This is a genomic window from Streptomyces sp. NPDC048002, from assembly GCF_040653275.1.
GTDB lineage: Bacteria > Actinomycetota > Actinomycetes > Streptomycetales > Streptomycetaceae > Streptomyces.
Genome location: NZ_JBEZNL010000003.1, coordinates 152,521 through 164,837, shown reverse-complemented (window position 1 = coordinate 164,837; position 12,317 = coordinate 152,521). Strand labels below are relative to the sequence as shown.

The 12,317-nt window shown below is 73.8% G+C and carries 12 protein-coding genes; 7 read left to right on the top strand and 5 right to left on the bottom strand.

The genetic code is table 11. From position 1 onward, the window contains the following. The first annotated feature begins 69 nt into the window (after nucleotides 1–69). Together AB0E07_RS06505 and AB0E07_RS06500 are read left to right on the top strand one after the other, a co-directional pair. Nucleotides 70–1,395, top strand: a complete 1,326-nt coding sequence (locus tag AB0E07_RS06505; protein ID WP_362247389.1) for a lipase family protein — start codon at nucleotides 70–72, stop codon at nucleotides 1,393–1,395. Between the two features lie 92 nt (nucleotides 1,396–1,487). Further along, the gene (locus AB0E07_RS06500) at nucleotides 1,488–1,856 is read left to right on the top strand and encodes a DUF6479 family protein (protein WP_362247115.1); all 369 of its coding nucleotides are present in this window, start codon (nucleotides 1,488–1,490) and stop codon (nucleotides 1,854–1,856) included. Nucleotides 1,857–1,987: 131 nt separating this feature from the next. On the opposite strand, the gene AB0E07_RS06495 is transcribed toward AB0E07_RS06500, so the two are convergent. Beyond that, complete coding sequence (locus tag AB0E07_RS06495) at nucleotides 1,988–2,524, bottom strand: hypothetical protein (RefSeq protein ID WP_362247113.1); 537 nt, start codon at nucleotides 2,522–2,524, stop codon at nucleotides 1,988–1,990. Between the two features lie 195 nt (nucleotides 2,525–2,719). Between AB0E07_RS06495 and AB0E07_RS06490 the strand changes: the two genes are divergently transcribed. Together AB0E07_RS06490 and AB0E07_RS06485 are read left to right on the top strand one after the other, a co-directional pair. After that, nucleotides 2,720–3,181 carry an FxLYD domain-containing protein gene (locus AB0E07_RS06490; protein ID WP_362247111.1) on the top strand — a complete coding sequence of 154 codons (462 nt, stop codon included), beginning with the start codon at nucleotides 2,720–2,722 and terminating at the stop codon, nucleotides 3,179–3,181. Between the two features lie 115 nt (nucleotides 3,182–3,296). Further along, a complete protein-coding gene (locus AB0E07_RS06485; protein ID WP_362247109.1) occupies nucleotides 3,297–4,421 on the top strand; it encodes an aminopeptidase P family protein in 1,125 nt (374 codons plus the stop codon). 216 nt (nucleotides 4,422–4,637) lie between these two features. Here AB0E07_RS06485 and AB0E07_RS06480 read toward each other — a convergent pair whose 3' ends face one another. After that, a complete protein-coding gene (locus tag AB0E07_RS06480) occupies nucleotides 4,638–5,459 on the bottom strand; it encodes a carboxypeptidase regulatory-like domain-containing protein (protein ID WP_362247107.1) in 822 nt (273 codons plus the stop codon). A gap of 396 nt (nucleotides 5,460–5,855) precedes the next feature. Further along, nucleotides 5,856–6,119 (bottom strand): hypothetical protein, encoded by a 264-nt coding sequence (locus tag AB0E07_RS06475; RefSeq protein WP_362247105.1) that lies wholly within the window; start codon nucleotides 6,117–6,119, stop codon nucleotides 5,856–5,858. A gap of 458 nt (nucleotides 6,120–6,577) precedes the next feature. Between AB0E07_RS06475 and AB0E07_RS06470 the strand changes: the two genes are divergently transcribed. Both AB0E07_RS06470 and AB0E07_RS06465 read left to right on the top strand, forming a co-directional pair. Further along, nucleotides 6,578–7,093, top strand: coding sequence for a hypothetical protein (locus AB0E07_RS06470; RefSeq protein ID WP_362247103.1), 516 nt, complete (start codon nucleotides 6,578–6,580; stop codon nucleotides 7,091–7,093). Between the two features lie 109 nt (nucleotides 7,094–7,202). Then, on the top strand, nucleotides 7,203–8,048 hold the full coding sequence (locus AB0E07_RS06465) for a DUF4097 family beta strand repeat-containing protein (RefSeq protein ID WP_362247101.1): 846 nt from the start codon (nucleotides 7,203–7,205) through the stop codon (nucleotides 8,046–8,048). 14 nt (nucleotides 8,049–8,062) lie between these two features. Here the strand turns inward: AB0E07_RS06465 and AB0E07_RS06460 are convergent, their stop codons facing one another. Next, nucleotides 8,063–9,727, bottom strand: coding sequence for a glycoside hydrolase family 13 protein (locus AB0E07_RS06460; protein ID WP_362247099.1), 1,665 nt, complete (start codon nucleotides 9,725–9,727; stop codon nucleotides 8,063–8,065). A 402-nt stretch (nucleotides 9,728–10,129) separates the two neighbouring features. On the opposite strand from AB0E07_RS06460, the gene AB0E07_RS06455 reads away from it, so the two are divergent. Continuing rightward, nucleotides 10,130–11,080 (top strand): LPXTG cell wall anchor domain-containing protein, encoded by a 951-nt coding sequence (locus AB0E07_RS06455; RefSeq protein ID WP_362247097.1) that lies wholly within the window; start codon nucleotides 10,130–10,132, stop codon nucleotides 11,078–11,080. A gap of 60 nt (nucleotides 11,081–11,140) precedes the next feature. Here AB0E07_RS06455 and AB0E07_RS06450 read toward each other — a convergent pair whose 3' ends face one another. Beyond that, nucleotides 11,141–12,106, bottom strand: a complete 966-nt coding sequence (locus AB0E07_RS06450) for a nucleoside hydrolase (RefSeq protein ID WP_362247095.1) — start codon at nucleotides 12,104–12,106, stop codon at nucleotides 11,141–11,143. Nucleotides 12,107–12,317 lie beyond the last annotated feature (211 nt).

The window sequence follows — 12,317 nt, the reverse complement described above, 5'->3', positions numbered from 1 at the left end:
ACGACGGGCCGCCTTTTCACGCACCTTCCTGCCAGCCGCTTCAACAGGAGGTTCGCCATGCCCGTACGCCTGCCCGTACGCAGACGGCTCCTGGCCGCGAGCGTCATCACCGCCGCCGCCCTCGGTGCCCAGACCCTCTCCGGCGCCGCCGCCACGGCGTCCGACGAGGTCGTGTCCCGGGGTGTCACCATCCCGGCGTTCTACAACCCGCCGGCCACCCTGCCCGCCGCCGACGGCGCGCTGGTCCGCACCGAACCCCTCAAGCTCGCCCTCAGCCTGCCCGGCCTGAACGGCCCGCTGCCCGGCCGGGCGACCCGGCTGATGTACAAGTCCACCGACGACAGCGGCCGCCCGGTCGCCGTGACCGGCGCCTACATCGAACCCTCGGCCGCCTGGAAGGGCGGCGGCCCGCGCCCGCTGGTCGCGCTCGCCCCGGGCACGATGGGCCAGGGCGACCAGTGCTCGGCCTCCCGGGGCCTGGAACACCCGCTGACCCTGAGCGGCGAGACCGTCTCCGTCGGCTACGAGGACCTGGCGATCTACCGGCTCCTCGCCACCGGCGCGGCCGTCGTCGTCACCGACTACGCGGGCCTCGGCGCGACCGACCGGCTGCACACCTACGTCAACCGCGTCGACGAGGCCCACGCCCTCCTCGACGCCGCCCGTGCCGCCCGCGCGGTGCCCGGCGCCTCGGTGACCGCGGCGTCCCGGGTGGGCCTGTTCGGTTACAGCCAGGGCGGCGGGGCGAGCGCCGCGGCCGCCGAACTCCAGCCCTCCTACGCCCCCGACGTCAACCTCGCCGGCGCCTACGCCGGTGCCCCGCCCGCCGATCTGACCGAGGTCACCCGGGCCATCGACGGCAGTGAACTGGCCGGCGCGCTCGGCTGGTCGCTCAACGGTTTCGTCCAGTCCGAACCGGCGCTCAGGCCGATCGCGGACGCCCACCTGAACGCGACGGGCAAGGCGGCGCTGGCCGACCTGTCGACGATGTGCGTGGGCGACGCGCTCCTCAAGTACGCGGGCGCCGACAGCACCGACTGGACCAAGGACGGCCGCTCGGTCAGCGAGATCATCGCCGCCACCCCGGCCCTGACCAGTTTCCTGAACAGCCAGCGCATCGGAACCATGAAGCCGGCCGCGCCGGTCCGGATCGCCACCGGCACCAGCGACGACCTGGTCCCGCACAAGCAGGCCCGGAAACTGGCGGTCGACTGGTGCGCCAAGGGCGTCAACGTCACCTACGAGGCGGAGATCCAGATCAACAGCGGGAGCCCGCTGATCAACCACATGACACCGCTCCTCACCGACCAGGGCGAGGCGGTGGACTGGATCACCGACCGGCTCAAGGGCAGAACGGCCCACTCGAACTGCTGGAGCATGCCGCTCCAGCCCTGAGAAACCCGGACCCGAGAAAACCGGACCTGAGAAACCCGAAATCGGTTAGCCCGAAAAGGGGTATATTCGCCCGTTTCGGTGATAATTGGTGCATGAGTACGACGACGCTTGATCTAGCGGCCGCGGGGAGTGACGTGCTCAACGTGCTCGCCGCGTTCATCGGCGGCATGATCGTCGCCGGTGCACTGATTTTCGCCGTGCAGTTCGGTATGCGGGTCATGGACCGAGAACTTCCGCATCCCGCTCCGGACGAGCACCCGAAGCTCCCCGAGGGTGGCGCCATCCGCGAGGAGCGGGAGATGCGGGAGCCCGACGAGCTGCCGACGAGCGAGACCGGCGAACGGCTCATGCCGTACCAGCTGCGGCATTCCGGGAGCAAACGGGGTGAGGACCAGCAACGCAAACGCTGGCTGCCGGGTTCCAGCGGATCCTTCGGCAGTGGTGGCCTGGGTCACGTCTGAAACGGTGACCCGGGGGCCGCCCCCGCACTGGGGCGGCCCCCACTCCTGCGCCGGGCGGGCCGGTCGGGCCCGTCAGCCGGTGGGGGTCGGGCCCGTCTGGACTTCGGCGCGGCTCAGGACTTCGGCGCGGCTCAGGACTTCGGCGCGGCGCGGCGGCCTCCGCCGCGCGGCGCGTCCGGCGCGGTGGCCAGCGCCCAGATCACGAAGAAGTCGATCGCCACCATCAGCACCGACCACACCGGCTGGTACGGCAGGAACAGGAAATGGGCGACCATGCTCAGGGACGCCAGGAAGATACCGGTGATCCGGGCCCACCAGGCGCCCTTGAGGATGCCCCAGCCGGCCGCCAGGGCCAGGACGCCGAGGCAGAGCAGGACGACGCCCCACCCGGTCAGGTTCATCTCGTAGACGTAGTCGGCCAGGGCCTCGTACACGTCGTCCGAGGCGAGGGCGGAGATGCCCTGGAGGATCGCCACGACACCGGTGACGATCATCAGGACACCGGCGAAGACCATGCCGCCGGTGCGCCATTCGCTTCCGGCCGGGGCCTGGCCCCGGTCCCAGCCGCCGGCACCGGGCGCGGGGCCCGCCGGTCGGTTGGTCTCCCCCCAGACCGGGGACTGCTGCCCCTCCTCGGTCGGCGGTTTCGCGTGCGGCTGCTGGGTCATGGCACGTCCCGTTCGCTCCGGGGCGGGCGGCGCGTCGTACGCCGTCCGCCGCTGACGTTCGTCGCGTCCACCCTCGGCGGGGCCGGGCCCCGGCACCACGGGGGTGGACCGTACGGGTGAGGCCCCGGCATGCGGCGGCCGGTCCCCGCGATTTCAATGGGAGCGACGCACCCCACCGCACCCCTGGAGGGCGACATGGCCGGACACCGGACCCGTTGGGCGAGGGGCGCCGCCGTGCCGGCGGTCCTGCTGGCGGTGGCCCTGGGCGGGCTCACCGGCTGCTCGGAGGACGACCTCCCGGAGGGCGTCTCCAGCCGGGCCGCCTCCGCCGCCTCCTCGCTCGCGTCGGAGGCGGAGAACAAGCTGAACGAGATCAAGGACGGCGCGGACGCCAAGGACGACGTGAAGCTGGGCGACACCGGCGCCGACGGCGACCGGGTCACGGTCCCCGTCACCGTCGAGAACACCGACGACTCCACCAAGTCCTTCGCCGTCCAGGTCGACTTCACCGACGCCGACGGCAACCGTCTGGACACGGTCGTCGTCACCGTCTCCGACGTCGCGGGCGGGGAGTCCAAGGAGGCCACGGCCCGCTCCAACCGCGATCTGAGCGGCGACAACGTACGCGCCGAGGTGGCCCGCGCCCTGCGCTACTGACCCGGCCGGCCCCTCGGTCCCACCTCACCCGGACGGCGTAATCCGCCGAGGCGGCGCCGCCCGCCCGCTCCTCCAATGGGAACGTCAGCGCACACCACGGCGATGGGGTCCGATCATGAGCGAGTCACCGGCGGCCTTCACCGAGCACGACCACGCGGAGCGCATGGCCCGCGCCACCCGGGACGCCGTCGACGCGGGTCTCGCCGGGCTCCTGGTCACCCCGGGCCCGGACCTGACGTGGCTGTGCGGCTACCGCCCCACCGCGATCACCGAGCGGCTGACCCTCCTGGTCCTCACCCCCGAGTCCGAACCCCGGCTGCTGGTGCCGGCGCTGGAGCACCCGGACGCCGCGAGCGCGCCCGGCGCGGGCGCGCTGCGCCTCGCGGACTGGCGGGACGGCCAGGACCCGTACGCGGTGGCGGCCGGGATGCTGCGCCCGCACGGCCGGTACGGCGTCTCCGACTCCACCTGGGCGCTGCATCTGCTGGGCCTCCAGGAGGCGTTGCCGCAGACCGCCTACCGCGCCCTGACGACCGTCCTGCCGATGCTGCGCGCGGTGAAGGACGAGCACGAGGTGGACCGCCTCGCGGGCGCGGGCGCGGCGGCGGACGCGACGTACGAGGAGATCCTCTCGGTACGGTTCGCCGGGCGCCGGGAGACCGAGGTGGCCGCCGACCTCGCCCGCCTCCTGCGCGAACACGGGCACAGCCAGGTCGACTTCACGGTCGTCGGCTCCGGCCCGAACGGCGCCAACCCCCATCACGAGGCGGGCGAACGGACCATCGAGCGGGGCGACATGGTGGTCCTCGACTTCGGCGGGCTCAGGGACGGCTACGGATCCGACACCACCCGCACCGTGCACGTCGGCCCGGCGACGGACGAGGAGCGGCGGGTCCACGACATCGTGCGGGAGGCCCAGCAGGCCGCCTTCGAGGCGGTCCGGCCCGGGGTGGCCTGCCAGGAGATCGACCGGGTGGCGCGCGGGGTGATCGAGGCCGCCGGGTACGGCGAGTACTTCATCCACCGCACCGGGCACGGCATCGGCGTCACCACCCATGAGCCGCCCTACATGGTCGAGGGCGAGGAGCTGCCGCTGGTACCCGGGATGTGCTTCTCGATCGAGCCCGGGATCTATCTGCCGGGACGGTTCGGGGTCCGCATCGAGGACATCGTGACCTGCACCGAGAACACCGGCCGCCGCCTCAACAACACGGCCCGGGAGATGGCGTTCGTGGAGTGACGGCCCGCTCCTCGCCGACACCCGTCGCCGGACGGGCCGGGGCCGCTGCCGGACCGATCCCTCGGGGCAACCGATGCCGACGGAGCGCGGGAGCCGGCGTTCGTGGATCGTCCGCCCGGCCGACACCGCACCGGCGGGACGGATCCGCTGCCGGACCGGCTCCTCGGCATGACCGGCACCCCACCCGGTCCTTGGCAGGGGGCAGCCGACGGTGGCTCAGCAGCAGCGCGCTGGAGACGGCGTTCTCGCGGAGTGCGCCCGGCCCTCGTTGACGCCGTCAGTCGGGGGGACCGGGCCGGTTCCGGTGCCGGAGTGGGCCTCGACGGTGACCGTGACCGGCGGGCTCGTCGCCGCGACCCCGCCCAGGGCGGCCGTCGCCCGCAGCGTGCCCGGTCCGGCGGCGAGCGGGAGGGCGGGGACGCAGGACCAGGCGCCGGCCCGGTCCGCCGTGGTGGCGCAGACCTCGCCGTCCCGGGCGTCCCGGACGGTGATCTGCGCGCCGGGGTGGGCGGTGCCGGAGACCTCGGGGCGTACGTCGAGCACGGCGCCCGGCGGGGGCAGCGTCACCGTCGGCACGGGCATGCCGACGGTCACCGCGCACGTACCCCGGTCCCGTGGCACTCCCCACGCGTCCGCCAGCACCATCGTGCAGCCGGCGGGCCTCGTGCCGGGCACCGCGTCCGCGGGTACGGCGAGCGCGAACGGGAAGGCGCGCTCCCGCCACGGCCCGCCCGCCGGGGCGGTGTAGCTGGCGGCACGTCCGCCCGGGGCGACGGCACCCCGGTACCCGGGGTCGGCCAGGGGCGTGTCCGTGACGCGGGTCCCCGTGGGCGGGGTCAGCCTCAGCTCCGACCCCGCGCCGAGGGGCGGCCCGGAGTACCCGGTGATCAGGACGACGCCCTCCCGGCCGGGCAGGATCGTCACGGCACCCCACAACTCGTGCCCCTCCCGCGCCGCGGCCCGCCCCGGCAACGCGGCCAGGGCGACGCCCGCGAGAGCGAGGGCGAACCCTGCGCGGGTCCTGCGGAAGCTGTTCATCGGCGGCGCTCCTCCCGGCCCGGGAGGCCCGCTGCGGCCCCCCGCCTGCGATTCTCACGGCCCCGCCCTCGCCCCGGCCCGAGCCGCTGAGCCGTACGGCCGAGCCCAAACCCCCACACCACCCGTCCGGCGGCGTCCCCGCGCCCACGATCCGGACGGCCGCCCTGACGGTGCAATCGACTGAGAACAGAGCGAGTTGGTTCCGCGTGTGCGGGACCGTGCGTCGAGATGGAGGGACTGTCGAGTACGGCACCCGCACCGGGCGCGTGGGCGGTCACGGTCATCGCCTCACTGACCAGGATCACCCGCCCATAGCCCCTGCCTCAGGCCCCACACCGAGACGGGAACGGCCCCCTCTGCACCGCACTGGAGTTCTTGTGGTCGTCGCAGAGGGGGCTACTCGTCCGTGTCGCCCTCAGCCGCCGCGCCAGCGACCCGATTGCGGTATGCCGCACTGCCCGCCTTGCCGGGGGACAGCTTCAAGATCGCCGTATCCGCGCTGCTGCCACTGAGGAACGCCTCAGTGAGCACGTACGGGGTGCCCTCGACCCGAAAACGGATCGATCCGTCGTCGTAGGCCATGACCCGGATTCTCCGGCCGTCGGGCAAGGTGACCCACTCGGAGAACACGTTGTCGGGTGAGTCCGGACTCTTGGCCATGCGGCCCTCCTGAACGCCCTGCGGGCTGTCGTGCAACGGCAGGAACCTACCGCCGCTGCGGCCTCAGGGCGATAGAGAGGTCTCCTGCACGTCATGTGGCTCGCGGTCCTACTGAGCATCGTTGGCGCATGCAGCGGCGACGGTGACGACGGCGCTCCGCAGGATGACAGCCCGGGAATCACCGACACGATTCGTGATCCCGGCTACACGGACAGCCTCTGTGAAGGCTCTGACCACCCGCGGCGGGCTACCTGTGGGCGCGGGCGTCCTTCCGGGCGAGTTGATCCGCACGGCCGATACCGACCGAGCCGGAACGGACTGAGCCGGTACCGATCGAGCCGCCGACCGCATCCGCGGGCCGGCGGCTCCGCCGCGTACACCTCCACCTGATGCCAAATGGCACCATGGAGTGGCACCAATGCTTGCGTCAGGCGCCATAATGATGCCAAGATGGCGTCATGGACCTCACCCCGTATGTCGACAACCTCCGTCGCGAACTCGCGGTGGCCGCCGAGGCCGGCGGCGAGGAGGCTCGCGAGCTGGCCGAACGGCTCACCGCGCCCTTGGAGTCGGCGACCCGGCTGACCATGCTCAACGTGCTCTCCGCCGCCATGGACGAGATCACCCGCGACCTCGCCCCCGGCTCGGTGGACGTCCGGCTGCGCGGGCTCGACCCCGACTTCGTCGTCTCCCTGCCGCCTGCCGACGGCGCCGCCGCGGAACCCTTCGCCCCCGCCGAACCGCTCGGCGCCCCGGCCCCGGCCGAGGGCGACGAGGGCGGCACCGCCCGGGTCAACCTGCGACTGCCGGCCCACCTCAAGGCCCGCGCCGAGGAGGCCGCGAGCCGCGAGGGCCTGTCGGTCAACGCCTGGCTGGTACGGGCCGTCTCGACCGCCGTCGAGGGCGGCGCGCGGCCCCGGCCGACGGGCCGGAGCCACACCGTCGGCCAGAGCTTCACGGGCTGGGTGCGCTAGCTAGCGCGGACCCGGCACGCCCCGCCGGCCCCCACCTCGCTCACCGCGTCCCACCTGCGAGGACGCCCCAGGATCCCCGGACCCCAGGACCCCAGAGGACGGTTCAGCCATGCCCACGTTCGACAGCCCGGCTCCGATCTCCGTCACCGCCCAGGTGGAGGCCGGTTCCATCCGCTTCACCGCCGGCGACCGCGCCGACACCGTCGTCGAGGTGCGGCCCCGCGACCCGGAGAAGGACCGGGACGTGCGGGACGCCGAACAGACCGAGGTCACCTTCGCGGGCGGCACACTGACCGTGCGGACCCCGAAGTCCCGCAACGCGCTGCGCCGCACCGGCACCGTCGACGTGACCGTCGAACTGCCCGAGGGATCGAGCGTCGACACGACCGGCGCGTGGAGCCAGGTCCTCGGCGAGGGACGGCTCGGCGAGGTCCGGGTGAAGACCTCCTCCGGGGACGTCCGCCTCGACACGACCGGGCCGCTCCGGCTGACCGCCGCGCACGGCTCGATCACCGTGGACCGGGTCGAGGGCCCGGCCGAGATCACCACCAGCACCGGCAGCCTGCGGGTCGGCAGCGTCGACGGCACCGCCACCCTGAAGAACTCCCACGGCACCACCGCCGTCGGCACCGTCACCGGCGATCTGAGCGTGCGCAACAGCCAGGGCGACATCGACATCGCGCGCGCCGAGGGCTCGGTCGTCGCGACCACCGCCCACGGCACCGTGCGCGTGGGATACGTCGCCCGGGGCACCGTCCAGGTGGAGACCGCGTACGGCGCCATCGAGGTCGGCGTCCGTGAGGGCTCGGCCGCCTGGCTCGACGTCAGCGCCGGCTCCGGGCAGGTGCGCAACACGCTCGCCGCGTCCGACGCCCCGCAGGACGCCGGGGACACCGTCGAGGTCCGCGCGCGCACCCGGTACGGCAACATCGACATCCTGCGCGCCAAGGGCTGAACGGCCGGGCGCCCCTAGGTGAGCCACACCGTCGTGTCCGGGCCCAGCCGCCCGTCCTCCTCCAACGGGCCGCTGGAGATGACGACTTCGCCGGGCGGCAGCGGCACCGCGGACCCGGACAGGTTGGCCACGCACCGCCAGCCGTCCGACCGGGCGAACTGGAGCACGCCGTCCGGGGCGTCCGCGGCCCAGGTCAGCGACTCCCCCTCCAGCAGCTTGCGGCGCAGCCGCAGCGCGCGCCGGTAGAACTCCAGCGTCGACCCCTCCACCCCGTCCTGCGCCCCGACGGAGAGCCCGGCGAACCACTCGGGCTGCGGCAGCCAGGCACCGCCCGCGCCGAACCCGTACGAGGGACCGTCCGACGTCCAGGGCAGGGGGACCCGGCACCCGTCGCGGCCTTTGCGCACGTGCCCGGTCTGCTCCCAGATCGGGTCCTGGAGCACGGCGACGGGCAGGTCGGCGACCTCGGGCAGCCCGAGTTCCTCCCCCTGGTAGAGGTACGACGAGCCGGGCAGCGCCAGCATCAGCAGGGTGGCGGCGCGGGCCCGGCGCAGACCCGCCGCCCGGTCCACGGCCGGGGCGTTTCCGCCGGACAGCAGCCAGGCGTTGTCGTCGGTGCCGGGCGGCAGCATCAGCCGGGAGGCGTGCCGGACGACGTCGTGGTTGGAGAGCACCCAGGTGGCCGAGGCGCCCGCGGCACGCGCCTCGGCGAGCGAGTCGGCGATGACGCGGCGCAGCGGGCCGGGGTCCCAACCGGTCTGGAGGTACTCGAAGTTGAAGGCCTGGCCGAGTTCCTCGGGGCGGGCGTACAGGACGCGGCGGGGGCCCGGCACCCAGGCCTCGGCGACCGCCATGCGGGGCGGGGAGTAGCCGTCGAGGACGGCGCGCCAGTCCCGGTAGATCTCGTGGACCTCGTCACGGTCGTAGTACGGGTGCGTGCCCGGGGGCATGCCGTCCAGCAGCCCTTCGCCGGCCGCCTCCGGTCCGCCGAGGTCGCGCAGCGGCTCGGTGAGGTCCTTGGCCAGCGCGTGGGCGACGTCCACCCGGAACCCGTCGACCCCGCGGTCGGCCCAGAAGCGCAGGGTGGCGCGGAAGTCGGCGCGCACCAAGTCGTGGGCCCAGTTCAGGTCGGGCTGTTCGGGGGCGAACAGGTGCAGGTACCACTGCCCGTCCGGCACCCGCCGCCAGGCGCTGCCGCCGAAGACGGACTGCCAGTCGGTCGGCGGGAGTTCGCCGTGCGGACCGCGCCCGTCGCGGAAGACGTACCGCTCCCGGGCGGCCGAGCCGGGGCCGTCGGCGAGCGCCTCCTCGAACCAGACGTGCCGGTGGGAGGTGTGGTTGGGCACGATGTCGACCATGACCTTCAGCCCGAGCCGATGGGCCTCCTCGACCATGGCGTCGAAGTCGTCCAGGGTGCCCAGGCGCGGGTCGACGGCGCGGTAGTCGGCGACGTCGTACCCGCCGTCGGCGAGTTCGGAGGGGTAGAAGGGGCTGAGCCACAGGGCGTCGACGCCGAGCCCCGCCAGGTGGCCGAGCCGCTCGGTCACGCCCCGGATGTCCCCGAGTCCGTCACCGTCGGCGTCGGCGAAGCTGCGCGGGTACACCTGGTAGACGACGGCCTGCCGCCACCAGTCGGGGTCCTTGCTGGAGAGGTCGGGGGCGGTGCGGCGGACGGTCACTCGGTCTCCTCTGCGACACGGAGGGCGAAGGCACGGGCACAGGAACGTGCACGGGCAGGCACGGGCACAGGCACAGGCACAGGCACAGGCACAGGCACAGGAGAATCTGTCCCGATCGCCGGAAAAGCGAACCTCCCCGTGGCCCGCGAGAGACTCCGTCCGCTTCCGGAGCAGATGATTCCCTGTGTGGCGAAATGGTGTGGGAGCGTGAACTCCATGTGCGTTCCCGCAGGTTGACAGGGGGTCAGGGGCGCGACCACCATGGGCCTCGCGCTGTGGCACATGTGACCAATGAGCCCAGTGCTTCTTCGACCACCACCCCGGCACGGCACGGCCCGCCGCCCCTGCGCGCTGCCCGCCTGCCGTCGGCCGGGTTCTGCACAAGCCAAGATGGGGAACCGCATGTCCATAGCGAGACGTGTCATCGCTCGTCGCCTGCTCGGAACGGGCGCCGCGTCGCTCGTCCTGTGCGCCGCCACCGTCGCCGCCGCCACCGGCGCCCACGCCCACGGCACTCCGGGCGGTGACGGCTGGACGACGGGCGGCCAGTACCAGCCGGGCACGGGTGCGGGTACCGAGACCGCCACCGACAAGTGCCAGTTCTCGCTCGACGGCAGCGGCTTCTTCGACTCGGTGAAGGTCGACGACCAGAACCTGAGGCCGACCGACGACGGCAAGGTCCACATCCAGGTCCGCACCGCCGGTGACGCCGCGACCTGCACCGCCTCCCTCGCCTCCTACCTCGCCCACGGCGCGACCTTCGCCACCTCCGGCGAGCAGGTCTTCGTCGACTTCGACACGGTCACGGTCAAGCCCGGCCAGACGGAGTCGCTCGACATCGCGGTGCCCGACGCGGGCTGCTTCGCGCAGGTCGACCTCTACCGCGGCGCGGTGAAGTTCGACGGCGACCTCGACGCCGAGGACGGCTTCGTCCACGGTGACGTGCCCAGGGGCCCGGACCGCCCGGTCATCAAGGACAAGCTGATCGCGGCCTGGAACGGCGGTACGAAGGACTGCACGACCGCGCCGAGCGAGCCGCCCGCCTCCCCGAGCCCCTCCACGCCCGAGGAGTCGACCCCGGCGACCGAGACCCCCGGCACCGAGACGCCGGGCACGGAGCCCCCGGCCAGTGAGACTCCCGGCACGGAGCCCCCGGCCTCGGAGACCCCCGCCGAGCCGACCCCGGCCGACTCCACCGACGCCCCGGCGCCCACCCCCAACGGCGGCGGCGACCTCGCCGAGACCGGCGCCGACGGCAGCACCCTCCCCGTGACCATCGGCGCGGCCGTGCTCCTCGCGGGCGGCGCGGCGATCGTCCTGGCGACCCGCAAGCGCCGGTCCCACCAGGCCTGATCCCGCTCGGCGGCGGGGGCGGGGGCGGGCCGGACGGTCCGCCCCCGCCGCCGGCAGGGCCTAGTCGCCCTCCACGGCGGACAGCCACAGCTTCACGTACCGCTCGACGTCGACGTCCAGCGCCACGTCCACCAGGTGCAGCTCCCGCTCCCCGTGGTGGATCTCCGCCTCGCCGGGCCTGGCCCGCCGGTCGACGATCGTCTGACCGCGGGTGGGCCCCGGGGCGAGGGAGACCTCGACGGGCAGCAGCCGGGTGGTGATGCCGCCCGGGTCGACGACCGCGCAGACCGCGCCCGCGTCGCCCAGCCCGCCGGACGGGTCGTCACCGTCGGGGTCGGGGGAGGCGGGACGGTGGGCGAGCAGGTCACCGGCCAGCCGCAGCCGCGGCTCCGGGCTCCCCCGCAGGCGCCGCACGTCGGCGCCCGGCATCAGCACGCGCTGGAACACGTCAAGGCCGTACATGGTGATCGGCACCCCGGCGGTGAGCAGGATCGCCGCGGCCTCGGGGTCGTGCCACACGTTGAACTCCGCGACCGGGGTGGCGTTCCCCGTCTCCACCGCGCCGCCCATGAACACGATCCGCTCGATGTTCCGGACCACCTCGGGGTGGGTGCGCAGCAGCAGCGCGATGTTGGTCAGCGGCGCCGTCGGCACCAGCGTGACCGGCTCGGGCGAGGCGAGGATCTCCCGGCGCAGCAAAGACACCGCGTCCAGGTCCACCGGGCGCCGCGTCGGCGCGGGCAGGCCCAGGTCGCCCATCCCGTCCTGTCCGTGCACATGGCTCGCGGTGCGCACCGGCTCGATCAGCGGGCGCCCGGCGCCCCGCGCGACCGGGACGTCCCCGGCCCCCGCCACCTCCAGCACGGTGAGCGTGTTGCGGACCACGCCGTCGATGTCGGTGTTCCCCGCCACGCAGGTCACCGCACGCAGGTCGATTCCGGGATGCCGGGCGGCGAACAGCAGGGCCAGGGCGTCGTCGACGCCGGTGTCGCAGTCGATGATCACCGGGATGGGCTGACCGGTCACGGAGGCTCCCTCTTCGGCGGGCGAGCGCGCGGACACGCGCGGCGGGCGCGGACGGACGGGCGTCGTTCCGCCACCGACCTTACGCAGCGGCCCCGGGTTCGGCCCCGCGGGCGCGCTCACCCGGACGGACCGGCGCACTGGTGGGCGGCGGCGCGCGGTGGTGCCTTGAAAGCACACACCTCGATCGCGGCAGCCCCCCGCCCCGGCCCCA

What these genes read in the sequence shown, in the direction of transcription:
- AB0E07_RS06500 (WP_362247115.1), top strand. Translation starts at nt 1,488, where the DNA reads ATGAGTACGACGACGCTTGATCTAGCGGCCGCGGGGAGTGACGTGCTC.
- AB0E07_RS06495 (WP_362247113.1), bottom strand. Translation starts at nt 2,524, where the DNA reads ATGACCCAGCAGCCGCACGCGAAACCGCCGACCGAGGAGGGGCAGCAG.
- AB0E07_RS06490 (WP_362247111.1), top strand. Translation starts at nt 2,720, where the DNA reads ATGGCCGGACACCGGACCCGTTGGGCGAGGGGCGCCGCCGTGCCGGCG.
- AB0E07_RS06485 (WP_362247109.1), top strand. Translation starts at nt 3,297, where the DNA reads ATGAGCGAGTCACCGGCGGCCTTCACCGAGCACGACCACGCGGAGCGC.
- AB0E07_RS06480 (WP_362247107.1), bottom strand. Translation starts at nt 5,459, where the DNA reads ATGAACAGCTTCCGCAGGACCCGCGCAGGGTTCGCCCTCGCTCTCGCG.
- AB0E07_RS06475 (WP_362247105.1), bottom strand. Translation starts at nt 6,119, where the DNA reads ATGGCCAAGAGTCCGGACTCACCCGACAACGTGTTCTCCGAGTGGGTC.
- AB0E07_RS06470 (WP_362247103.1), top strand. Translation starts at nt 6,578, where the DNA reads ATGGACCTCACCCCGTATGTCGACAACCTCCGTCGCGAACTCGCGGTG.
- AB0E07_RS06465 (WP_362247101.1), top strand. Translation starts at nt 7,203, where the DNA reads ATGCCCACGTTCGACAGCCCGGCTCCGATCTCCGTCACCGCCCAGGTG.
- AB0E07_RS06455 (WP_362247097.1), top strand. Translation starts at nt 10,130, where the DNA reads ATGTCCATAGCGAGACGTGTCATCGCTCGTCGCCTGCTCGGAACGGGC.